The sequence below is a fragment of the Myroides odoratimimus genome, assembly GCF_030326305.1.
GTDB classification, from domain to species: Bacteria; Bacteroidota; Bacteroidia; order Flavobacteriales; family Flavobacteriaceae; genus Flavobacterium; species Flavobacterium odoratimimum_A.
On the sequence record NZ_JACAKB010000016.1, the window covers coordinates 25,946 to 50,369 of the forward strand.

At 33.8% G+C, this 24,424-nt stretch carries 20 protein-coding genes; 5 read left to right on the forward strand and 15 right to left on the reverse strand.

The window, feature by feature from the left end:
* Positions 1 to 141: 141 nt before the first annotated feature.
* The 3 genes from HX049_RS11880 to HX049_RS11890 form a co-directional block, all read right to left on the reverse strand.
* Positions 142 to 2,583 (reverse strand): YfhO family protein, encoded by a 2,442-nt coding sequence (locus HX049_RS11880; RefSeq protein WP_286416028.1) that lies wholly within the window; start codon positions 2,581 to 2,583, stop codon positions 142 to 144.
* A gap of 133 nt (positions 2,584 to 2,716) precedes the next feature.
* Complete coding sequence (locus tag HX049_RS11885; protein ID WP_286416029.1) at positions 2,717 to 2,983, reverse strand: DUF4834 family protein; 267 nt, start codon at positions 2,981 to 2,983, stop codon at positions 2,717 to 2,719.
* 183 nt (positions 2,984 to 3,166) lie between these two features.
* Positions 3,167 to 3,553 (reverse strand): rhodanese-like domain-containing protein, encoded by a 387-nt coding sequence (locus HX049_RS11890; protein WP_286416030.1) that lies wholly within the window; start codon positions 3,551 to 3,553, stop codon positions 3,167 to 3,169.
* Positions 3,554 to 3,645: 92 nt separating this feature from the next.
* On the opposite strand from HX049_RS11890, the gene hemN reads away from it, so the two are divergent.
* Positions 3,646 to 5,007, forward strand: a complete 1,362-nt coding sequence (gene hemN / locus HX049_RS11895; RefSeq protein WP_286416032.1) for an oxygen-independent coproporphyrinogen III oxidase — start codon at positions 3,646 to 3,648, stop codon at positions 5,005 to 5,007.
* Positions 5,008 to 5,022: 15 nt separating this feature from the next.
* A complete protein-coding gene (locus HX049_RS11900; protein ID WP_286416034.1) occupies positions 5,023 to 5,220 on the forward strand; it encodes a hypothetical protein in 198 nt (65 codons plus the stop codon).
* Between the two features lie 109 nt (positions 5,221 to 5,329).
* Here the strand turns inward: HX049_RS11900 and acs are convergent, their stop codons facing one another.
* From acs to HX049_RS11930, 6 genes are all read right to left on the reverse strand, one after another.
* Positions 5,330 to 7,240 carry an acetate--CoA ligase gene (acs, locus tag HX049_RS11905; protein ID WP_286416036.1) on the reverse strand — a complete coding sequence of 637 codons (1,911 nt, stop codon included), beginning with the start codon at positions 7,238 to 7,240 and terminating at the stop codon, positions 5,330 to 5,332.
* A gap of 134 nt (positions 7,241 to 7,374) precedes the next feature.
* Positions 7,375 to 8,316, reverse strand: coding sequence for an NAD(P)H-dependent flavin oxidoreductase (locus tag HX049_RS11910; RefSeq protein WP_286416037.1), 942 nt, complete (start codon positions 8,314 to 8,316; stop codon positions 7,375 to 7,377).
* Between the two features lie 14 nt (positions 8,317 to 8,330).
* The gene (mnmA, locus tag HX049_RS11915; RefSeq protein ID WP_286416038.1) at positions 8,331 to 9,542 is read right to left on the reverse strand and encodes a tRNA 2-thiouridine(34) synthase MnmA; all 1,212 of its coding nucleotides are present in this window, start codon (positions 9,540 to 9,542) and stop codon (positions 8,331 to 8,333) included.
* 107 nt (positions 9,543 to 9,649) lie between these two features.
* Entirely contained in the window at positions 9,650 to 10,459 is an 810-nt protein-coding gene (gene proC / locus HX049_RS11920) for a pyrroline-5-carboxylate reductase (protein ID WP_286416040.1), read from the reverse strand.
* A gap of 48 nt (positions 10,460 to 10,507) precedes the next feature.
* The gene (gene yidC / locus HX049_RS11925; RefSeq protein ID WP_286416042.1) at positions 10,508 to 12,415 is read right to left on the reverse strand and encodes a membrane protein insertase YidC; all 1,908 of its coding nucleotides are present in this window, start codon (positions 12,413 to 12,415) and stop codon (positions 10,508 to 10,510) included.
* 62 nt (positions 12,416 to 12,477) lie between these two features.
* The gene (locus tag HX049_RS11930) at positions 12,478 to 14,091 is read right to left on the reverse strand and encodes a CTP synthase (protein ID WP_286416043.1); all 1,614 of its coding nucleotides are present in this window, start codon (positions 14,089 to 14,091) and stop codon (positions 12,478 to 12,480) included.
* 413 nt (positions 14,092 to 14,504) lie between these two features.
* Here HX049_RS11930 and HX049_RS11935 point away from each other — a divergent pair, with 413 nt between their 5' ends.
* Both HX049_RS11935 and HX049_RS11940 read left to right on the forward strand, forming a co-directional pair.
* Entirely contained in the window at positions 14,505 to 15,074 is a 570-nt protein-coding gene (locus HX049_RS11935; RefSeq protein WP_286416045.1) for a Crp/Fnr family transcriptional regulator, read from the forward strand.
* Between the two features lie 229 nt (positions 15,075 to 15,303).
* Positions 15,304 to 16,767: an amino acid permease gene (locus tag HX049_RS11940; RefSeq protein ID WP_286416047.1), complete on the forward strand. Its 1,464-nt coding sequence runs from the start codon at positions 15,304 to 15,306 to the stop codon at positions 16,765 to 16,767.
* A gap of 83 nt (positions 16,768 to 16,850) precedes the next feature.
* On the opposite strand, the gene HX049_RS11945 is transcribed toward HX049_RS11940, so the two are convergent.
* The 3 genes from HX049_RS11945 to ettA form a co-directional block, all read right to left on the reverse strand.
* On the reverse strand, positions 16,851 to 17,252 hold the full coding sequence (locus tag HX049_RS11945) for a hypothetical protein (RefSeq protein ID WP_286416048.1): 402 nt from the start codon (positions 17,250 to 17,252) through the stop codon (positions 16,851 to 16,853).
* 268 nt (positions 17,253 to 17,520) lie between these two features.
* Positions 17,521 to 18,483 carry a ketopantoate reductase family protein gene (locus tag HX049_RS11950; protein ID WP_286416050.1) on the reverse strand — a complete coding sequence of 321 codons (963 nt, stop codon included), beginning with the start codon at positions 18,481 to 18,483 and terminating at the stop codon, positions 17,521 to 17,523.
* A gap of 236 nt (positions 18,484 to 18,719) precedes the next feature.
* Positions 18,720 to 20,408 (reverse strand): energy-dependent translational throttle protein EttA, encoded by a 1,689-nt coding sequence (gene ettA, locus HX049_RS11955; RefSeq protein ID WP_041891189.1) that lies wholly within the window; start codon positions 20,406 to 20,408, stop codon positions 18,720 to 18,722.
* 606 nt (positions 20,409 to 21,014) lie between these two features.
* Between ettA and HX049_RS11960 the strand changes: the two genes are divergently transcribed.
* Positions 21,015 to 21,197: a hypothetical protein gene (locus HX049_RS11960; RefSeq protein ID WP_006261104.1), complete on the forward strand. Its 183-nt coding sequence runs from the start codon at positions 21,015 to 21,017 to the stop codon at positions 21,195 to 21,197.
* A 181-nt stretch (positions 21,198 to 21,378) separates the two neighbouring features.
* On the opposite strand, the gene HX049_RS11965 is transcribed toward HX049_RS11960, so the two are convergent.
* The 3 genes from HX049_RS11965 to HX049_RS11975 form a co-directional block, all read right to left on the reverse strand.
* Positions 21,379 to 22,173: a YoaK family protein gene (locus HX049_RS11965; protein WP_286416053.1), complete on the reverse strand. Its 795-nt coding sequence runs from the start codon at positions 22,171 to 22,173 to the stop codon at positions 21,379 to 21,381.
* Positions 22,174 to 22,588: 415 nt separating this feature from the next.
* Entirely contained in the window at positions 22,589 to 22,996 is a 408-nt protein-coding gene (locus tag HX049_RS11970; protein WP_286416055.1) for a hypothetical protein, read from the reverse strand.
* 188 nt (positions 22,997 to 23,184) lie between these two features.
* Positions 23,185 to 23,682, reverse strand: coding sequence for a hypothetical protein (locus tag HX049_RS11975; RefSeq protein ID WP_286416057.1), 498 nt, complete (start codon positions 23,680 to 23,682; stop codon positions 23,185 to 23,187).
* Positions 23,683 to 24,424 lie beyond the last annotated feature (742 nt).

Genomic DNA, 24,424 nt, shown 5'->3' on the forward strand with positions numbered 1-24,424 from the left:
ATTTTGTTTTTTTGTGAAATCGTTTTTCTGTGAAATCGTGAAGGTGTAAAGTCGTTAGTCTACTTTATCTATTGTTAGTTTATCTCGTCTTCTAAGTACATTATAGCCATAGAACAAGGCTTTCAACCGTAAACTGCAAACCTACTCCTTCTTCTTAACTAATAGATATGCTCCTCCTACTGTAATTAAGAAAATAAGAATACTCGATCCTAGAGCTATTCTACTACCTGTTTTGATTACTTGTGGTTCAAAAGTAAACTCAATAGTGTGTTTCCCTTTTGATAACTCTATTCCTCTTAATACATAATCAACCGCAAAAATGGGTACTTCTACATTATCTACTTTAGCAATCCAACCTTGTGGATAATAGATTTCAGAGAATACTGCTACTCCATCAGCGCTGTTATTTGACTCATAAACCATCTTATTAGGAACGTAACTTTTTAACTCAATACGAGCTAAAGAATCCACAGCATACGTATCTTTTAGTTGAACATCTTTGAACATCGTTGTATTCAATACAGCCTGTTCTTTTGTTTTCAACTTATCCAATGCTTTCATTTCACCATTTGCATCTTGCACCTTTTGAACACTAGATACAAACCACGCATTTCCATTCGCATTATCATTTAATAGTGGAACATCACGTCCCTCTTCATCTTTCTGAATAATATACTTCACATTCATCATATTCAACACTTCCATATTAGAATGTTGATTCAATTGATAATCTGCTAACTCTTGCATTCTGCGAGGTTTCGCTGCATGATATCCACCTAAAGAATGGTGGAAGAATGAACTTCTCGCACTATTAAAGCCTCCATTTAACTCATATACTCTAAAATGCTCTGTATCATTTAATATCACTTTATCAGCAGGTGTTGCTTGGAAAGGTTGAGACATTTGAGATGCTAGTACAAAGTTTGAGTCATTAACATATTTACGATCTACCAACACTAAGTCACCTACCATCAGTACACCAATAATAATTACTGCAATAACTGGTTTTATCTTTTCTTTAGTTGACAAGAACAAAGCTCCTGCAGCTAAAGCAATTAATATAAAACTTCTGATAAGATCAGCGGTATACATTGCTTTTCTATCTTCTATTAAAGCACTGATAAATCCTGGTCCTATCTCACCATAAGCTCCTCTGTAATAACCGTCATTTAAGCCTGTAAAACTTAAAGATCCTTTTACTAAAAACAGCAATACTAAGATAGATCCAGCTACAATACCTGATTTCTTTAGAACAGATAATTGCTCTTGTTTTTCCAACTTACTATAAGCATATAATCCAATAATAGCTAAGGCAGGTACACATAATTCAAGTATTACTTGAATAGAAGACACTGCTCTAAACTTATTATACAATGGGAAATAATTAATAAAGAAATCTGTTAGAATAGAGAAGTTCTTCCCCCATGATAACAATAAAGAAAAGACTGCTCCTATTATGAATACATATTTGATATTTCTCTTCTCAGCAAAGATACCGATCAAGAACAAAAAGAATACAACAGCACCAATGTAAGCAGGCGCAGCGACAATAGGTTGATCTCCCCAATAGGTAGGCGAACTACTTGCCATTTCTTTTGCTTGTTGATCATTAGCTCCAACTGACTTAAACAATTTATATACATTAGAATCCGTATCTAAATGCTCATTATTCGCTCCTCCAGTCAAACGAGGTACTATCAAGTTTAAACTTTCAAAAATACCATAGCTATACTCTGTGATATAATCATAGCTCATCGCATTAGAAGATTCTTTTACAGAACCATCAGGTTGATACGTTAGCTCACTATTACTACGAGTACTAAACTTAGTATATTCTGAAGTAGCCATCAGGTTAGTAGCATTCGCGCCTATACTCAGAATAGCGGCTCCTACTAATACAGCTATTGATGTACCAATCGCTTTATAATCTTTTTCTCTTATATATTTGACCATATAAAATACTCCCACTACAATAAGTAATAATAGCAAGTAGTAGGTCATCTGGAAGTGGTTTGCACTAATTTCTAAAGCTGCTGCAAATAAAGTTAGTAATCCCCCTTTTATATAATGCTTTCTAAACACTAAAAGAACTCCTGCTAACACCATTGGCATATAAGCGATAGCATGAGCTTTAGCATTATGCCCTACTCCTAAAATAATAATCAGATAACTAGAGAAACCAAAGGCTAGCGCTCCTATGAATGATCTCAAAGGTTTCATTCCTAAAGAAGCCAATAGAATATAGAATCCAATAAAATAGATAAATAAATAATCAGCAGGTCTAGGCAGAAAGCGAATTAAACTATCTAAATCTTTTACATAGTTGTGTGGAAACTTAGCTCCTAATTGATAGGTAGGCATACCTCCAAAAGCACTGTTTGTCCAATAAGGCTCTTCTTTAACTTGTTCTCTAAAGTCAATTTGCTCTTTTGCCATTCCAGTATATTGTACAATATCGGATTGGTAAATTACCTTATTAGATAAAACAGGAGAGAAATAAAGTAGTGCTACTACTATAAAACCTAAAACCACTAATAGATGTGGATAAATTCTTTTAAACGTATTCGTTGTTTCTGATGACATTTATACTACTATTTAAGTATGCTAAAATAAGTAAATTTCAGATGGCTTTAAAGAGAAGCCTACAGATTTATTATATATACAAAAAAGCCCTCAAGAAGCATTGCTCTTGAGGGCCTTAGATTGTATTCTTTAATTACTTCGAATCAACTTCTTCGAAATCTATATACTCTCCAACAACTTTTGTTGAACGTGGTACCTTATTATGCTGAGTTGTAGTATCAGTATACGTTTCTGTTTCTTGATTGTTGTTATATGGATTGTACTGTTGTTGTCTTTGTTGAAAATTCTGTTCTGCTTTTTTTGCAGCCTTGTATATTAATACAGGAAACAAATAACGCATTGCTATTTTGAATGCATAGTATATCAGAACAATAATAATAAGTGTTTTAATAAATCCCATAATTTCCTTCTTTTTACCAAAAATAGTAATTATAAGCGCATAATAGCAATGATGGTTCTTAAATTATTGATAAATATGTTTAAGTATAGCCTCACATTCTATCTTATCGTTCTTTATACCTCTAGTTAGTTCTAAACCAATTAACCTCTTAATCCATTCATCACCAATTACTAGAAAGAAAGACTACTTATTATTACCTTCTTGCCATTTAGCATATCCTCCATCTAGTTCATACACTGTTTTAAAACCTTGTTCTAAAAGAATATTTCTAGCTTTCTCACTTCTCTTTCCTGATTTACAGAAAATATAAACAGGTTCATCTTTAGACAATTCTTTTGTCTTATCAATAAAACTATCTTCTAATACATTGATGTTCTTTGCATATTCTATTGTTCCCTCGCTAAACTCCTTATCTGTTCTAACATCAACTAACTGAACTTCTGTGTTCTCAATAGCTTTTTTAAAGCTTTCATTGTTTAATAAATGTGCTGCTTTTTCTTGACTATAACCACTAATCGTTACTAGTATAGTGACAATAAACGAAAGCCAAAAAGCGTTATATTTCTTCATAATATAGAATAGTTTATAGTTTAACAAAAATGACAAATATCATAGTATGCGATTTAACATTACTATACATTTGTTACAAATATAAAATAAATATGTCAGTTTCTCTTATACAAAAGTATAATGTACCTGGTCCTAGATACACTAGCTATCCCACTGTTCCTTACTGGGATGAGACCTCTTTTTCTGCAGATAAATGGATTGATTCTTTAAAGAGATCATTCGTTGAATCTAATCAAAAAGAAGGTATTAGTATCTATATCCATTTACCATTTTGCGAAAGCTTATGTACGTTTTGTGGCTGCCACAAGAGAATTACAAAAAGACATGAAGTAGAAAGTCCATATATAGATGCTCTTCTTAAGGAATGGGATTTATATTGTGCTTTATTTGATGAGAAACCCATTATCAAAGAAATCCATTTAGGTGGAGGGACTCCTACTTTCTTTTCGCCAAAACACTTAACTAAACTAATAGAAGGTATTAAGGCTAAAGCTATTATCGCTGATGGATATGAGTTTAGCTTTGAAGGACACCCTAATAATACAACTAAAGAACACTTATCTACCCTATACAAGCTAGGCTTTAGAAGAGTGAGCTTCGGTGTACAAGATTACAACCCTGAAGTACAAAAAGCAATCCATAGAGAACAGAGTTTTCACAATGTAGCTAAAGTAACTTTATGGGCAAAAGAACTAGGGTACACTTCTATTTCTCATGATATCATATATGGACTACCTTTCCAAAAGTTAGAACATGTAATCGATACTATCGAAAAGACGAAATCTCTTTCTCCAGATCGTTTAGCATTTTATAGCTATGCTCATGTGCCATGGATAAAAGGAAATGGTCAACGTGGCTTTAATGATGAAGATGTGCCAAAAGATGCTGAAAAACGTCAATTATACGAAAAAGGAAAAGAGCTTCTTCTTAAGAACGATTATATAGAAATAGGCATGGATCACTTTTCTTTAAAGACAGATTCACTATACAGATCTATGAATACTGGTCATATCCACAGAAATTTTATGGGATATACTTCTTCAAAGACACAAGTGATGATAGGATTAGGTGTTTCTTCTATCAGTGATAGTTGGTATGCTTTTGCGCAAAACGAAAAAGATATTGATACGTACTACAACCTTTTAGATCAAAATATTATTCCTGTAACCAAAGGACATATTTTAAACGAAGAAGATTTGATTATTAGAAAACATATCTTAAATTTAATGTGTGCTTTATCAACTGATTTATCAATTGATATTGATAAAGTTGATTTCAAACCTGTGTTAGAAGAATTAAAAGAATTAGAAAAAGACCAGCTTCTTGAAATCAAAGAATATAAAATTAAGATTACTAAAAAAGGTCGCGCGTTTGTAAGAAACATTTGTATGGCTCTTGATTTAAGACTACAAAAAAACAAACCACAGAGACAATTGTTCTCGATGACTATCTAATAAAAAATAAGTATAATGAATAAGAATGTTGAGAAGATAATTACTTTCCTTGTGTTACTAGGATTAGTTTCTGGAATATATAATCTAGATATGGATAACCTATGGTCTATCCAACACAATTGGTTATCTTATATTGGTTTTATTATTTTTATAGCTTACCTAGTTTACTCTATAAAAAAAGCAGCTAAAATACAGGATCAAAAAAGCCTGTAATCTATACTTGAATTGTCATTTGTTTATTGTTTACTCTCAGGTAAACGATAGTATAAAAAAAGTCCTTAATCTCACGATTAAGGACTTTTTATTATGTACAACTATTTGATTACTCAACTTTATTATTCATAATCACTTCTATCACCTCTGGATTAATAAGTGTTGATACATCACCGAACTCTTTCGTTTCTCCATTAGAGATAGAGCGAAGTATTCTTCTCATAATTTTACCAGATCTAGTCTTAGGAAGGCTATCCACAAACTGAATCTTATCCAACTTAGCGATTGGTCCAATATGACTTGATATATACTGATTAATCTCGCGTTTAAGATTTTCTCTATCACGAGCCTCTCCTTCTACTTTTAATGTAATAAATCCATATAAAGCATTTCCTTTGATATCGTGTTTATATCCTACTACAGCACTTTCTGCTACAGCTGGATGCTCGTTAATAGCATCTTCTATAGGAGCTGTTCCTAGATTATGTCCAGAAACAATAACAACATCATCTGCACGTCCTGTAATTCTATAATATCCTACTTCATCTCTTAAAGCTCCATCTCCTGTAAAGTATTTACCTGGAAACTGACCAAAGTAAGTCTCTTTATAACGTTCATGATCTCCCCAAATAGTACGAGCCATAGAAGGCCAAGGGAATTTAATACACAATGAGCCATCTACCTGATTATCCTCTATCTCATTTCTCTTCTCATCCATTAATACAGCTTGTATACCCGGTAATGGTAAAGTCGCATAAGTAGGCTTAGTAGGTGTAATAAATGGCAGTGGAGAAACTAAGATACTTCCTGTCTCTGTCTGCCACCAAGTATCCACTATAGGACATCTTTTCTTTCCTACATGGTCATTATACCAGTGCCAAGCTTCCTCATTAATAGGCTCTCCTACTGAACCAATAACTCTTAAGCTAGATAAGTCATGTGAATTTACATAACTATAATCTTCTGTCATCAACGAACGAATAGCTGTAGGAGCCGTATAGAATTGGGTTACTTTATACTTATCAATGATATCCCAGAATCTACTAGGTGTTGGGTAAGATGGCACTCCTTCAAACATCACTGTAGTCGCACCATTTAACAATGGCCCGTAAATAATATAAGAATGTCCTGTAATCCAACCACAGTCAGCAGTACACCAGAAGACATCCTCTTCTTTATAATCAAAAATATTTTTAAAAGAATAAGCCGTTTGCACCATATACCCTGCTGTAGTATGCACCATTCCTTTAGGAGCACCTGTAGAACCAGAAGTATAAAGAATAAATAAAGGATCTTCTGCATCCATTACTTGAGCCACATGATTATTAGATGCTTCTTCTAATAAAGGAGCTAACCACATATCTCTTCCCTCTTTAAAAGCGACTTCAGCACCTGTTCTCTTCACAACAAGTACTTTCTCCACTCCAGGGCAAGATTCTAATGCTTCATCAATAATTGGCTTTAAAGGAATAGTCTTATTCCCTCTAAAACTTCCATCAGAAGTAATAACAAATTTACATTCAGAATCATTGATACGCTTTGTCACAGCAGACGAAGAAAAACCAGCGAATATAACACTGTGTATCGCTCCTAATCTAGCACATGCCAACATACTAACCGCTAATTCAGGAATCATAGGAAGATAGATACATACTCGATCTCCTTTTTTAACCCCTTGTTCTTTCAGAACATTAGCCATCTTACACACTCTATTATATAAGTCATTATAAGTAATAGTTTCTGCTTGTTCTTCAGGATTATTAGGCTCAAATATAATTGCCGCTTTCTCTCCACGTTTTGCAAGATGACGATCAATACAGTTCTTTACGATATTCAATTTAGCATTTACAAACCACTGAAATTTAGATTCCTCCATATCAAACTCGAATACCTTATCCCACACCTGATACCAAACGAAGTTTTCTTCTGCTATCTTTCCCCAGAACTTACGAGGTTCTCTAACGGATTTTTTATAGTGTTTAAAGTATTGTTCTAGATTCTCTATTTTATAATAACTCATATTTAGTTGTGATTTTTTTACGTTACATTTTTTTTAGCTCTTAAATATATGATTTTACTAATAAATAGCAAAAAGTCATACGATATTTTTATAATATAAAAACACCGTATGACTTCCGTTATTTAAAATAATCTTTATAGCTGAGCTATTTCTTTCTTTGCTTGATCAAACTCAGCAATGATATTTTTAACAATATCACCTACTGGTTCTATTTTATGAATTAGTCCAGATATTTGTCCCACCTCTAGTTCTCCTTCTACCAGATCTCCTTCAAACATTCCTTTTTTAGCACGAGCTCTACCCAAATATTCTTTTAATTCTTCTACTGAAGGATTCTTAGCATACAAGGCTTGAAGCCCTGCATAAAACTCATTCTTAATTAAGCGCACAGGAGCAAGTTCTTTCAATGTAAGAACAGTATCTCCTTCTTGTACATCTAACAGAAGATTCTTAAAATTATCATGTGCGGAACTCTCCTCTGAGACAATAAATCGAGTCCCCATTTGCACTCCATCTGCTCCTAGTATCATCGCTGCTAACATTCCTCTACCTGTAGCGATACCTCCTGCAGCGATTAATGGTATAGAAATCTTCTCACGAACCATAGGAATTAAAGTAAGTGTAGTAGTCTCTTCTCGACCATTATGCCCTCCAGCTTCAAAACCTTCCGCAACTACAGCATCAACACCAGCCTCCTGTGCTTTTAAAGCAAATTTAGAAGAACTTACGACATGCACTACAGTAATACCGTGTTCTTTTAAAAAAGAAGTCCATGTCTTAGGGTTTCCTGCGGAAGTAAAGACTATTTTTACTCCTTCTTCTACAATAATGTTCATGATTTCCTCAATATTCGGATATAACATTGGAACATTAACTCCAAACGGTTTATCAGTTGCTTTCTTACACTTTTGAATATGTTCTCTTAGTACTTCAGGATACATTGACCCAGCTCCTATAAGCCCTAAACCACCAGCATTACTAACGGCACTAGCTAACTTATAACCACTGTTCCAAATCATCCCTCCTTGCACTATAGGGTGCTGGATTTTAAAAAGATCTACTAACTTATTTTTCATTGTATTTTGGTTGTTTATAGTTTCGAAATAACACCCGAACCAATTAGTTCGTCTTCGATATGCCAAGATACAAATTGTCCTTCAGTGATAGCAGATTGCGGTTCTTCAAAACGAACATACATACCTTCTTTCATCTTGTGTAAAGTAGCTTTTTGCAAAGGTTGGCGATATCTTATACGTGCTAATATAGACATTGTTTCTCCTTCTTGCAATGCTAAATCTTCTCTAATCCAATGAATTTCTGATTCTTTTACAAATAATGCTTTGTGGAATAATCCTGGGTGATCACTTCCTTGTCCTGTGTAAATGATATTCTCCTTTACATCAGTACCTATAATAAACAGTGGTTCAGCAGTACCTCCTACATTTAACCCTTTGCGTTGACCAATAGTAAAGAAGTGAGCCCCGAAGTGCTCACCTACCTTTTTACCCATTTCTGGTTTGTACACAATTGATTTCGCTTCACTGTACAAAGCATCTTCCAATGTAGAGAATGTCTCTTCCTCTTTCGCATAGATAGACGAATCTTTTGGTATTTCATAGATAAGTCCATCTTTTCTTTTCAACTGTTGTTGCAAGAATTCAGGCAATCTTACCTTACCAATGAAACACAATCCTTGAGAGTCTTTTTTATCAGCTGTGATTAAGTTCATCTTAGCGGCTATCTCACGCACTTGTGGCTTAAGCAATTCTCCTACTGGGAATAACGCCTTTGCCAATTGCTCTTGAGATAACTGACATAAAAAGTAAGACTGATCTTTATTAGGATCTACACCTGCCAATAGTTTATATACTGTCTCTTGTGTACCGTCTTCTTTTGTGATTACTTCTTCATCTTTACGACAATAATGACCTGTAGCTACATAATCTGCACCTAAAGTCATTGCAATTTTCATAAATACATCAAACTTGATCTCACGATTACACAATACGTCTGGATTAGGGGTACGACCATTCTCATACTCCTTAAACATATAATCTACAATCTTCTCTTTATATTGTTCGCTTAAGTCTACTGTTTGGAATGGTATCCCAAGTTTCTCAGCGACCATTAAAGCATCGTTGCTATCTTCTAGCCATGGACATTCATTAGAAATTGTCACAGAATCATCGTGCCAGTTTTTCATGAAGAGTCCAATAACTTCATACCCTTGTTCTTTCAGTAAATAAGCTGCGACACTTGAGTCTACACCTCCCGAAAGACCTACTACTACTCTTTTCTTCATAATAAAAAATATTGCGGCAAATTTACGAGAAATGCCGCAATACAAAAAGTTTTTGAATTTATCTTATCTTTTAATTATGATTCTCTCATAGAGAAAAACTATTAAACTTACTTTATTTGTCTACCCAGTAACTCTGACTGTGCTTTTGCCTTATTAATACCTTCAACTAATTTTTGTAATACTTCTTCTTCATTGAAGTATTTAATCGCTTGTTCAGTAGTACCTCCTTTTGACGAAACTTTTGCTATCCAATCTTGTGTAGAAAGTGAATTGGCTTCATACAGCCCTAGAGCACCTGATATAGTTTGCTTCACTAACAATTCTGCTTGTGACGGTTCAAAACCATAAGATATCGCCGCTTGTATCATAGCTTCCATAAAATAAAACACATAGGCAGGTCCACTACCTGATACAGCAGTAGCCGCATCTATTTTATTTTCTTCAGACACATATACAGACTTACCTGTAGTATTAATTAAGTTCTGAATAATGAACAACTCTTTTCGATCTAGTTCTTCTGAAGCGGTAAAAACAGTCATACCTCTACCAATCTGAGTTGGTAAGTTAGGCATAGAACGCACTACCTTATCTATTCCTAGATCTTGCTGTAATCTACTAATAGAAATACCAGCCATCACAGAAACTATTATTTGTTCTTTATTTACATATCTCTTTAAATCAGCAACTAATATAGCGAAGTCTTGGGGTTTCACTGCCACGATAACAATGTCACAAGTTCCGATATCACCATCCATTTGATAACGATAAGACAATCCATGAATATTACGATTATCTTCCAGAGTTTTCTGTGAACGTGTATATATCAATACATCTGATGGGTTTATAAATCTTGAATTTATAAATCCATTGGCAAACGTACTCCCCATATTCCCCATTCCTATAATTGCTATTCTCATAAAAAAAAACACCTCTGAATTTGATCAGAGGTGTTAAATATAAAAGAATTATTTATTTTTCTTCTTTCTTTCTTCTTGTAATTTTTGTTGCTCTTGCGCTTGTTGCATCATTTCTTGCATTTTACGTTGGAACTTACCTTTTGGACGCTCTTTCGTTTTATTGTCTTCAATGATTGCTTTAATTTTTTCTTCTTTCACAATGTGGTTTTTAATAACATACATAATACCAATTGTAATTAAGTTAGAAATAAAATAGTACAAACTCAATCCTGACGCGTAGTTATTAAAGAAGAACAACATCATTAATGGAGAGATATAAATCATCACCTTCATGATCTTACTCATATCTGGCATCCCTTCTTGAGCTGGCGCAGCCATTTGTTGATCTCCTGTAGTCATCTTCATATATACAAAGATTGCAACAGAAGCTAAGATTGGGAATAAACTCACATGGTTACCATAGAATGGAATACGGAAAGGTAATTCTAAAATCTGGTCATAAGACGATAAGTCATCTGCCCATAAGAATGATTTTTGTCTCAAATCAAATGCTGACGGGAAGAATTGGAACAATGAATAGAAGATAGGAATTTGTAACAACGCTGGAATACATCCTGCCATAGGGTTAACTCCTGCTTTAGAGTACAAGTTCATTGTCTCTTGTTGCTTTTTCATTGGATCGTTTTTATATTTCTCATTCAACTCGTTCACTTCTGGACGAATTGCTTTCATTTTTGCTTGAGAAACATAAGACTTATAAGTCAATGGAGAAATTAATAATCTCACAAGTACAGTTAATGCAATAATAGCAATACCATAAGGTAAGAATGAACTCAATACTCCAAATACTGGAATAAATAAGAAACGGTTTAACCATCCAAAGATTCCCCATCCTAGAGGAACAATCTTATCTAATCCTTGATCATAAGATTTTAATAATTTATAATCTGCTGGTCCGAAGAACCACTTCATATCATAGTTTAACTCTCCACCAGTGTAAGCTAAAGGCATTCTAGCATTGAATTGTTTTGTAAACACTGTATCAACTGCCTCATCATGAACCAAGTTAGCTGATTTTAAACTAGCTGTATCAAAAGCTTTATCTGTAATTAAAACAGAAGCAAAGAAATGTTGTTTAAAGGCAACAAAACTTACATTTTTAGCTTCAGTACTATCATCCTTACTTGTGTTACTTAGACTGTTATCTTTTCCTCCTTCATACTCATAGTATACACGAGTATATTGGTTCTCATAAGTAATACTCTTCTCATTACTATATGTCTTTAAGCTCCAGTCTAATGCTGGTGTCTCTGCTATATTAATAACTCTACTTAATCCTTGTGTACGAATAGTAAAGTCTAACATATAGTCATCTGGCTTCAATACATATCTATACTCTAAAAACTCAGTAGCTGATACTTTTAAACGCATAGATAACACTTGATTCTCTCCTTCTTTTGTCAATTCAGGCTCAAAGAACAAATCTCTTGTATTAAACTTTTTGTTATCCTTTGTATATAACTCTAAATTAAACTCAGCGTTATTATCTTTAATTAACTCTACTAATTCTTTAGAGTTTTTATTAAAACGAGCATTGTTATTGATTACAACATTTGATAAACTACCTCCTTTATTTTCAACAACTAAAGTCAGTAATTCATTCTTAAGTTCTGTTTTACCTCCTTGAGCAGATGGTAATGTTGCACTATAAGCAAATGGGCCTAAAGCAGCTTGTAAAGCAGTATTCTGAACAGAATCTGTTTCTACATGATTACTTATAGCACTTGAAATTTTCTCAGATTCAGCTTCTTTAACTATCTCTTTTTTAGCTACCTCATTATCTTGAGCGATAGCTTCTTTCTCTTTGTTGATATTATTCAACATCATCCAAATTAGCAATCCGGCTATAATAACAAAGCCGACAATACTGTTACGATCTAATTTTTTTCCTTCCATTACTTAATTTGTAGTTTATCAAATTTTTCGCTGTAATAATACTCGCTTATTACCTTTAGAACTTATTTTGCTCTATTATCAATTGCTGCCTTAACCAAGCTTACAAAAAGTGGGTGTGGTTTTGCCACTGTACTTTTGTATTCTGGGTGGAACTGTACCGCTACGAAGAATGGATGAGTATCTAACTCTACCACTTCTACTAGTCCTGTATCAGGATTCCATCCAGAAGCTATTAAACCAGCTTTTTCGAAATCTTCTAAATATTGATTATTAAATTCATATCTATGACGGTGACGTTCATTGATTAGACTTTCTCCGTAAATTTCAAAAGCTTTAGATCCTTCTTTTAATTTACAATCCCATCCACCTAGACGCATTGTACCTCCTTTATCTGTAATATTCTTTTGATCTTCCATAAAAGTAATTACAGGATATTGAGTACTCTCATTCACCTCAGTAGTATTAGCAGAAGCATATCCCAATACGTTTCTTGCGTATTCGATTACAGCCATCTGCATACCTAAACAAATACCTAAGAATGGTATATTGTTCTCTCTTACATATTTTACAGTTTCTATTTTTCCTTCTATACCACGAGAACCAAAACCAGGAGCTACTAACACAGCATCTAAGTTCTTTAATTTCTCTGCTACATTATTAGCATTGATATTATCAGATTGAATAGAAATAATATTCACCTTAATTTGATTCTCAGCACCACCATGTACTAAAGCCTCTAAAATAGATTTATAAGAGTCTTGTAACTCTACATATTTACCTACTAGACCTACATTTACTACATGTAATGGATTTTTAAGTTTATGGATAAACTCATTCCATTTCACTAAATCAGGCGTAGTTCTCTCTGGTAAATCTAATTTCTTAAGAGCTACTCTATCTAAACCTTCTTGTAACATTAAGTTAGGTACTTCATAGATAGTATCCGCATCAATAGACTGAACTACTGCTTCTGGCTTAACATTACAAAACTGTGCTAACTTCTGACGTATTTCCGTACTTAAGTTATGCTCTGTACGACACACTAAAATATCTGCTTTAATTCCGCTCTCCATTAAAGTTTTCACAGAGTGTTGAGTTGGCTTAGTTTTAAGCTCTCCTGCTGCTGCTAAATAAGGTACTAAAGTCAAGTGAACAACAATAGCATTATTATCCCCTAACTCCCATAATAACTGACGAACAGACTCAATATAAGGCAAAGATTCAATATCCCCTACTGTACCACCTATCTCAGTAATCACGATATCGTAGTCTCCTGATTTACCTAAAAGTTGCATACGCTCCTTAATCTCATTCGTGATATGAGGTACTACTTGAACTGTTTTTCCTAAAAACTCTCCTCTTCTCTCCTTTTCTATTACAGAAAGATAAACGCGTCCTGTTGTAACATTATTTGCTTGAGAAGTAGGTACATTTAAGAATCTTTCATAGTGTCCTAAATCTAAATCTGTTTCTGCACCATCATTTGTAACGAAACACTCTCCGTGCTCATAAGGGTTAAGTGTCCCTGGATCCACATTAATATATGGATCAAATTTTTGGATAGTTGTAGAATATCCACGCGCTTGTAATAGCTTAGCCAAAGAAGCTGCTATAATTCCTTTTCCTAATGAGGATGTAACTCCACCCGTTACGAAAATATACTTAGTTTGTTTCATTTAGTGTGTGTATTAGTTGTGTAGTTAACAATAAAACTTGGCAAAAATACAACATTCCGAGCTATTCTTCTAATTTTAGATTAGCTAAAAAAGCTTCTAAGACTAACTTATAGTTTTTTAACCTTTTAGAAAACATACTAGAAAATATTATTTTGAACATTGTAAAAAAACACTCTATTGTATCACATTAGTATATACTTTTGTATATTAATCCATTATAATAATGGCCCATAAAAATATTTTACAAAATATAAGAAGTATTAAAAAATGTGTTCTAGTACTTTAAACCAAATCGCATTACAAGAATTTTAACATTTATAGAGATATAAATCACGTTTCCAAGAGCTAGAATTAATACATTACACCTGTTTTTACCATAAAACAAATCTATTCAATCCAATAAAAGTAATTAAATGACCATAGAGCAAATCATTGATCTTATCTATCCTTTATCTAAAGCTGCTAAAGGCAAGCTTATTTCTGTCTTTACAGAAATCACGTTCCCTAAGAACTACTTATTGTCAGAATATGAAAAACACGAGAACTATTTCTACTTTATTAAAAATGGCTTAGTACGTGCCTATGCTATTCAAGAGGACAGAGAACTTACTTTTTGGTTTGGTAAAGACGGAGATCCTGCTCTATCTATGTACAACTATATACTCAATAGACCTAGTTATGAGACAATAGACCTTATAGAAGACAGCACATTTTATTTTACTAAGATAAGTCAATTAGAACAACTATACTTAACAGATATTGAAATCGCTAATTGGGGAAGAAAATTTGCTGAAATAGAACTTCTAAAAACAGAAGAACGTGCTATCAGTAGACAAATCAAATCTGCTAAAGAAAGATATATTGATCTTCTAGAGAAAGATCCATACCTTCTAAATAGAGTTCCCCTGAAGTATATTGCTTCATTTTTAGGCGTAACTCAGGTAAGTTTGAGTAGAATTCGCAGTGAATTCCTCAAAAAATAGCCTTATTTTATCAATCTAATAATATTCGAAGCAATGCCTTTTTCAAAGAATAATATTTGCTCACCACACTTTTGATATAAATTATATTCTGATTATTACATTTTATTTAGCTTAAAATAATATTCAACAAACAACATTTAGCTTATTTTATTATCTTTAATTCAAATTAATAAGCAATTTCATTAGAATTTACCTAATGTGTTTTATACTTTTGTAACAAATAGTAACAATGAAAAATCAGAATAAAAATCAAGAAGTAGTCCGTGGTTTAAAGGCTAGACACCTTTCCATGATTGCAATTGGAGGATGTATTGGAACAGGTTTATTTATGGCAAGTGGAGAAGCCATACATCAGGCAGGTCCAGGTGGTGCTTTATTAGCATACGCCATGATCGGTCTTATGGTGTATTTCTTAATGACCTCATTAGGAGAAATGGCAACCTACCTACCCGTATCAGGTTCATTCAGTACGTATGCCGCTAGATTTGTTGATCCATCATTAGGTTTTGCATTGGGTTGGAACTATTGGTTTAACTGGGTTATTACTGTAGCTGTAGATGTCTCTATCGCAGCAGTGGTTATTTCGTATTGGGAACCATTAGGATTCTTACCCACTTGGGGATGGAGCCTACTCTTCTTCTTCGTTATCTTTGGTTTAAATATGTTATCCGTTAAAGCTTATGGAGAATCAGAATATTGGTTTGCTATTATTAAGGTAGTGACTGTTGTTTTATTCCTAGGAATTGGGTTACTAACTATTTTCGGAATACTAGGAGGAGAATACATCGGATTCAAAAACTTCACATTAGGAGACGCCCCTATTTTAGGAGGAGGGTTCTCAGGCAAATTCTTAAGTGTATTAGGCGTATTCCTAATTGCAGGTTTCTCATTTCAAGGAACAGAATTAATCGGTATTACTGCAGGTGAATCAGAGAATCCTGAAAAGAATATACCTAAAGCAATCAAACAAGTATTCTGGAGAATCTTAGTATTCTATATATTAGCCATATTCGTAATTGGGTTAATCATTCCTTATACAAGCCCTTCTCTATTAGGAGCAGATATTTCTGAGATTGCAAAATCTCCTTTCACATTAGTATTTGAAAAAGCACATTTAGCCTTTGCTGCAGCCGTGATGAATGCTGTTATTCTTACTTCTATTCTATCAGCAGGTAATTCAGGTCTTTATGCCTCTACTCGTATGCTATATGCTATGGGGAAAGATGGCATGGCACACAAAGCCTTTGGTGGAACAAACAAACACGGTGTACCGATGATCGCCCTAATTGCTACTGGAGTTGTAGTACTATTAATATTCGCAGTACAATCTACTCATCCCAATGCTGTAGACTTTATTCTAGCTGCTTCAGGATTAACAGGGTTTATAGCATGGTTAGGAATAGCGATTAGTCACTATAGATTCAGAAGAGCATTTCACACTCAAAACAAAAGTCTAGATCAACTAGTCTATAAAGCCAAATGGTTCCCTTTTGGACCATTATTTGCCCTATTCTTATGTATATTAGTTATCATAGGTCAAGATTCTAAACTAATTATGGAAGGAGTATTTGACTGGAGAGGAATGCTAATCACTTATATGGGGATTCCATTCTTCTTAGCCTTCTACTTATACCATAAGCTGAAATTCAAAACGAAACTTATTCCACTTAAAGAAGTGAATTTAGACAGATAATATAATACTGGAAACAGGAAACATAAAAAAGCGTGAGTTAGATAATAACTCACGCTTTTTTTTAATACTTATAGAGTACTATATTAATTCTTAATTTTAATACTTATTATCCCGAAGCTTGTAGCAAAAGTTCCATTGATAAAATCTTTCCCAGGAGTCTTTTTGTATTCAAAACTCTCTATCTTATCTACAGCTATACCTTTAAAATCAGAAGATTTTTTTAGTTCATTATTACCTTCAGAATCTACTAATATAATAGCATATTCACCTTTCACTACTAATGGTAAAGCACCTTGATTAAAGAACTTTGTAGAACTTAGATAAACACTTTCGATATACTCCTGTAAATCTATTGCATTCTCTCTATTTAACATTGTCGCATCTTCCACGTCTAATTTTATAGACACTCTTTCTTTTCTTCCTTTTTCTTGTGCAAATACATTACTTGCCAAACACAAAATTAAAAATCCCCCTATTTTTCTCATACCTTCTTAATTTATACTATAACCTAGAATAAAACACCTCGGGGCAAGCCCACGAGGTATTATGTAGTACGATGTAGTATCTCCTGAAATACAAAATGTCACTTACATCCTCTATTATACACTTTTTAAAAGTGTTTTGAAAAACCATCCGCTTTTCAAACTTTTCCTCTTTGACCCCGAGGCAAGCCTCGGGGAATTCTTTGGATTAAATATCTATCTTTATTTCACTTAACTATATGGTTACTGACTTTTAAATACCAATGACAATTCATGATTCCCCCTCTATTCCCACGTATTTCTCTCCAGAGTGCACTACTAGATAGTTACACATCTTCTTATACATTGGGGTCTCCACTCCCTGTGCAATACCTTGCTTCACCATATAACCTCCCATTATACCAAGTTCATTATGCTCTTTAAAAGCAGCAAAGTCACTGTGCATAGACGTTGTTGACTCATATGGAATTGCTTTTAAGCGCTCTATAATAACCTCAACTACATCCTCGTCAAGAGCTACTCCTTTCTTCTTACCAATAGCAGAAGCCTCTGTGATTAATTGTCTCATCTCGTCTGGATGATGCTCCATCACGCCACCAAAACTACTATCATAATAAGCAGTAGCCATAGCAGAAGAAGAGACTAAAATATACTTCTCCCATACCTCCTTAGAGATAGAAGAAGTCGCCTCTGCATGTACACCCGCAGTTTTTAGAATTGTTTCCAAATCTTTCATTTCCAGAGATACTTGACCATCTAGGCCAAACAGAATACGTTGTCTACCACTCGGATTATCTATTACCCCTGCTTCCTTTAGACGAGAGACCATATACGTACACCCTTGCCATACTCTAGAGGTTCCAAACACCTCCCTCAATTGCTCATAAGCCTCTACTCCATTTAATAATGGGATGATAACTGTATGTTCACCTACTACTGATTTCATATCCTCTATTGTCTGAGACAAGTCATATCCTTTTGTAGCAAGGATAATATAATCTGTATGCTCGATATCACCCAACTGAGAAGTAGCGATACTAGGGTGCCCCACCACTTCACTATCTTTAGACAAAACAGTTAATCCCTTTTCCTTTATTGTTTCAAGATGTTTCCCCCTAGCTATAAAGCATATTTCTATCTCTTTACTATCTTGATATTGATGAGCTAATAATCCCCCATAAAATCCTCCTACACCACCAAGTCCAACTATTGTTATTCTCTTTTTATCTTTCATTACTATATATTTTTGTTTTGTGGTTATACTTTTCTGTGAAACAAAAAAGATAGAACACCAAAATAGTAAAAAGCCAGAATACCTAAAAACAAAAAGACTTAAACTTTAAACAATAATTGTAATGAACTTGAAACCTAGCTATTCAAAAGACATATATTGATGCGGATTTAAGGTTGTAATCCGTAATTATAAAAAAAAGCCTAACTAGAAATCTAATTAGGCTTTTACTATTTTAATTAGCGAACTAATTTTTTATATTTCAAACGAGTTGGAGCTACATCCCCTAAACGTTTCTTACGATTCTCTTCATAATCAGAGAATGATCCCTCAAAGAAATAAACTTGAGAATCACCTTCAAAAGCTAAGATATGTGTACAGATACGGTCTAAGAACCAACGGTCATGGGAAATAACTACTGCACATCCAGCAAAGTTCTCAAGACCTTCCTCTAATGCACGTAGTGTATTTACGTCCAAGTCATTCGTAGGCTCATCCAGTAGCAATACGTTACCTTCTTCTCTTAATGTCATTGCTAGGTGAAGACGGTTACGTTCTCCTCCAGAAAGCGTTGATACCTTTTTATTTTGTTCAGAACCACCGAAGTTAAATCTACTCAAATAAGCACGAGAATTCACTTGACGACCACCCATCATGATCAACTCTTGACCATCACAGAAGTTCTCCCAAATTGATTTCTCTGGGTCTATATTAGAGTGTGCTTGATCCACATAAGCAATCTTAACCGTATCTCCGATCGCAAATGTACCCGCATCAGGTTGTTGTTCTCCCATGATCATACGGAAGATAGTAGACTTACCAGCACCATTAGGTCCGATAATACCTACAATACCAGCTTGTGGTAAAGTGAAGTTTAAATCATCATATAACAACTTATCTCCGAAAGCCTTCGCTACACCTTTTGCTTCAATCACATTTGTTCCAAGACGTGGTCCATTAGGAATATAAATCTCTAATTTCTCTTCTAGAACTTTTTGATCTTCATTTAATAACTTATCGTAGTTCTGTAACCTTGCTTTCTGTTTCGTTTGACGACCTTTAGCACCTTGACGTACCCAGTCTAACTCACGCTCTAAGTTCTTACGACGTTTAGAAGCAACCTTCTCCTCTTGAGCTAATCTTGTAGACTTTTGATCTAACCAAGAAGAATAGTTCCCTTTCCATGGAATACCTTCTCCTCTATCTAACTCTAGGATCCATCCTGCTACGTTATCTAAGAAATAACGGTCGTGCGTTACAGCAATTACTGTTCCTGAATACTGTTGTAAGTGTTGCTCTAACCAATGTACAGACTCTGCGTCTAAGTGGTTAGTAGGCTCATCTAACAATAATACATCTGGGTTTTGTAATAACAAACGACATAAAGCAACTCTACGACGCTCTCCTCCAGAAAGAATATTAATAGGAGTATCAGGCTCTGGCGTACGCAAAGCATCCATAGCGATAGCTAGTTTTGTATCTAACTCCCATCCTCCTACAGCATCTATTTTATCTTGTAGCTCAGCTTGTCTATCCATCAGTTTCTGCATTTTATCTGCATCTTCATACACTTCTGGCAAACCAAACATATCATTTATCTGATTGAATTCATCTAAGATCGCTACCGTTTCAGCAGCTCCTTCTCTAACGATTTCGATAACAGTCTTTGTTTCATCTAATTGTGGTTCTTGTTCTAAATACCCAACAGTGTATCCTGGTGCAAACACCACATCACCTTGATAGTTTTTATCAACCCCAGCAATAATCTTTAATAAAGAAGATTTACCTGAACCATTTAGACCTAAAATACCAATTTTAGCCCCGTAGAAAAAGCTTAAATAAATATCTTTTAATACAGTCTTATTTGTCGATGAGTAAGTTTTACTCACTTTTGACATCGAAAAAATTACCTTTTTATCGTCTGACATAAAGTAAAATATATTGAATTTATTGATTACTAAGCTATAAGCATTCCATAGCATATTAGCCAAAAATAGTATTAATTAAGGAGATTAGGAAATGTGTTCTACATTTTTTTGATTTTGTCTTGATAGACTATTTCACCTTATATCATTATTGACTCTATCTGAATTTCTATTTACCCCATAAAACCTTTTTAGCCTAAAGAACCTTATAGAATAATATTTCTATTAAACCCAGATTAAGCGATAGACATATAAACGAAAAGTAATTATACAAAATAGCTCTGAATTTAAGAAAGGGCTGAGTATAAAATAGTCCTGTGGACTATTTTATACGAAAAGCCAGCTGTAGCAAGGCATGTAGTATGGTTTTAGAAGAAGTGAAAGAGATATGAAGTAGAATTGCTTTGCAGTATTTGGCTAATGCTTAATCTGGGTTAAACCTCTTATTTCTAAAAAATTCATCATTTCACATCGATTAAACCTAAACCACACACAAAAACACAATGTTTAGAAAATATTAACAATAAAAACACACATCCAAGCCTATAATTATTTGTTTTCTATACTTTTAAATACTATTTTAGAGACAACTTTAAAAAACTCACATATATGACAGAAAATTTACTTTTTGCAAAAAGTGAAACTTGTGAAAACAATCACGAAAATCACTACTACGACCCATCAATAGATGCTTACGTTTGCTCAACATGCAACGCAATTTCACCAGCAAATTCTATTTATGATTTCGAAGAGAAAGCAGACGATGAATACGAATTGCATATTGGAATTTAAGGTCGACAGAATCTTGTAATTAACTCTAATGTGAGAGACTTAATTACAAGATTTTTTTTATTCCCCTACTTTGAAGGGGTGTCCGAAGGACGGGGTGGTTTTCCCTACACCGAAGAGGTGTCCGAAGGACAAAATACTTTATCCTTACTTAAAATGATTGTTATACTTAAAGCTATATAGTCTACTTCTTCCTTCTTAAGATATGGTAAACTTTATAGTCTTTAGTCACTACTTTCTTACTCCAATCCACTATATGTTTTCCTTCTTCTAATACCCTCATCATTTTAACCACTAAATAGTCATAAACGGTGGTAAATAGAATAACCACCACCCCAATGTATAAGGTGCGCAAATGAAGGTACTGAAAGCAAAATGCTGCGGTAATCCCTCCTACTCCAAACGAAAAGACAATAGCTAGTTTAAGTCCAATATGAGAAAGCAAAAGATTGCGAAAGTTGGCTCTCGTTAGATTAAACAATAACCTCGCCGTTTCAATACCTAAATCGGTTACGATCCCCGTAATATGGGTAGTTCTCACTACCGCCTTAGAGATAAAAGTAACTAGAGAATTCTGTAATCCCATCGCAAATAGCAGTACATAGGCTATCTTCATCGGATATTGAAACAATATATCCCCCTCGAGATAAGCCACTCCTCCTAATAAGATAGCCTCTAATATCAAAGGTAATGTAAAATACACCTTGTTCCAAATCAACTTCTGCAACTGTAAGATCACGTGAGAAGTAAAAGATCCTAAAAAGAACGAAACCAATAACAACACTGATTTCATAATAGCTTGTTTATTAAAGGTAAGCACCTCCTGAGCAAAATTAGATAGATACCCTGTCACATTGGTTGTCATCAGCTTTAAAGCCAAAAAACCACTTACATTCACCACGCCTCCTACAAATGATAACAACACTGCTAAACGCAGATTCTGCATAAAACTTCTCTCCTTACCTCTGTGTGATAACATAAACTTATAAATTACTCCTCCTCAAACTATAATATAACAAATTTAAAGAGAATTACAAATATATGGGGGTATAGTAGGAGGATTTGTTAAGTTATCTTGAATTTCCGAATCCGTGACTGTAAACAGCTACGCAATAGTCTCCCGACTTTGCGTTATTTTATTATTTATTGAAGATAAATAGAAACTATTCGACTACTAAAATCTCATCAAAATAAACTTGAGTACCACTCAACACATCAAACTCCTTATACATAGCAGTTGGATATTCATTAATCAATATAACATTGTTGTGATAAGCATATTGCGGTTTGTCTTCTCCCGGATCAAGACAAAACAACTTAGTAAGATTACCTTTTTCATCCTCTTCATATCCTATAGCTACTACTGCATGTGCTCCAGCATCTTTCCCTTTAAACTATACTCTTAGCATTACAGGGATATCTTGTTCTAAATATCCTACAATACTTCTATTATTAGCTCGTTCAACAGTGACGTACCCTTTCCTTGTAGACACTTGTTCAAATCCTTCCTTTAAATCTAAAAAGTAATTCCCTTCCCAATGCATTCCATTATCTGCAAAGAAATAATGTACTAATTTACCTACAAAAGTATTTCTCCTTACTTTCTTATAGATTCCTATTTCACCTCTCTTTATAATCCCTTGAATCATTAAAAGCATAAAAAATGAATACACAGCACATGCTCCATCTAAACTTCCCTGTTGAATAAAGAAATCCTTATCTTCTTCGCTTTTCTCTCTTAACTCTACACCAGATTCTCCTATATCTAATTTTGAGATAAAGTAAGTATGTCTCTTATCCATCTTTTTATAATTCACTATTTACTAAAGGCAATACTTCCCTTAATTTATATACTTTATGATAAAGCTTAATCCTATTATCCTCTTGCAATAATTCAATAATAACCTTCAAAGAAAAAAGGCATAACAAACATCCTATCTTGACTTGCTCAAAAAAGCAGTTAACTGATTACTTTCTCTCATATCCTTTTCTATTTAACGTGCTCTAAAAAGCAGAATGTATATCTCGTTTTATAAGGTTTATCTACTTCTATAGAAATTCGCTCTAACACTTTTCCCTTTCTCTTTTGTATTCCATCCATAAAACTCTTTTCTAAGTCTATATATTTACCCTCTTCTAAACCTGTATATTCTTTTAATTGATACTTATATAATTTAGAATCAATCCCCCATGCTTTATCAAAGGTCTTTTTAGCATCGAGATCTATAAAGTCTTGCACTACAATCATCAACAAATCACACTCTTTTTCTAAATAATTATACGTTACTGAATTTTTTCTACCTCCTTTGATATCTCCAGTAAAATAAAACTTAATCTCAATTCTATAAGGACATTCTAACTCATTTACATTATTAAAAGACAAGTCCACTCGACCTTTTCTTTCTTCTCCGTTACTCAACTCCCACTTACGAGGATGCTCTGAGAAAGCTCTATAACTAGGAGTATTCTGTTGATTATACATAGACAAAATAACATCTCTTATCAAATGTTCTTACTTCATATTAGGAAAGTTATCATTGACTTGTTCTAATCTATCTCTAAACTCATTAGAGGTAAGTATCGTTTCTAACTGTTTAAAATATGTATTCATCATTTTATTTTTCAAAGAGATATAATCACTATCTCTACCTAATTATCGTTATTTAATCATTTGTATTTATACCTGCCTTTATAAACAGTTTCCACCTCTATCAAAACATCCCAATGGGTAAATAATGGTTATTCGAATCCTGGAATTTTACAAAGTATCTTAGTAACCTTCTCATGATACCAAATCCTATAACTGTAAATATACCTCCACCCTTATATTCCTACAAGTAGATTCTCGTAAACATTGCGAATTATTGAGTAAACAACAGTATCTCATAAATATCTACACACCAATAGAATGAGATACCTCCTATCGTCGGGATGACATATATTGTGGATTCAGTAAACAGATTTAAATACAGAACACAGCATATGAAACACCGTGTGACAAATTTAAACATCAACCCCTTGAATAAGGGCTTTCTATCCATTGGGACCTAACTGTGTGTTAGACGGAAGTATTCCGTCTCTACTGATGTGACGAACGTTATATATATGACGCGTTGCATCTATTCATTCAAATATCAGCTCTCTATTGACTCTTCACATCACAATCTAAGTAAACCCTGTATAACATCGAAGGTTGACTATCTAGGTTCATTGCTAATTTATTAATCTTA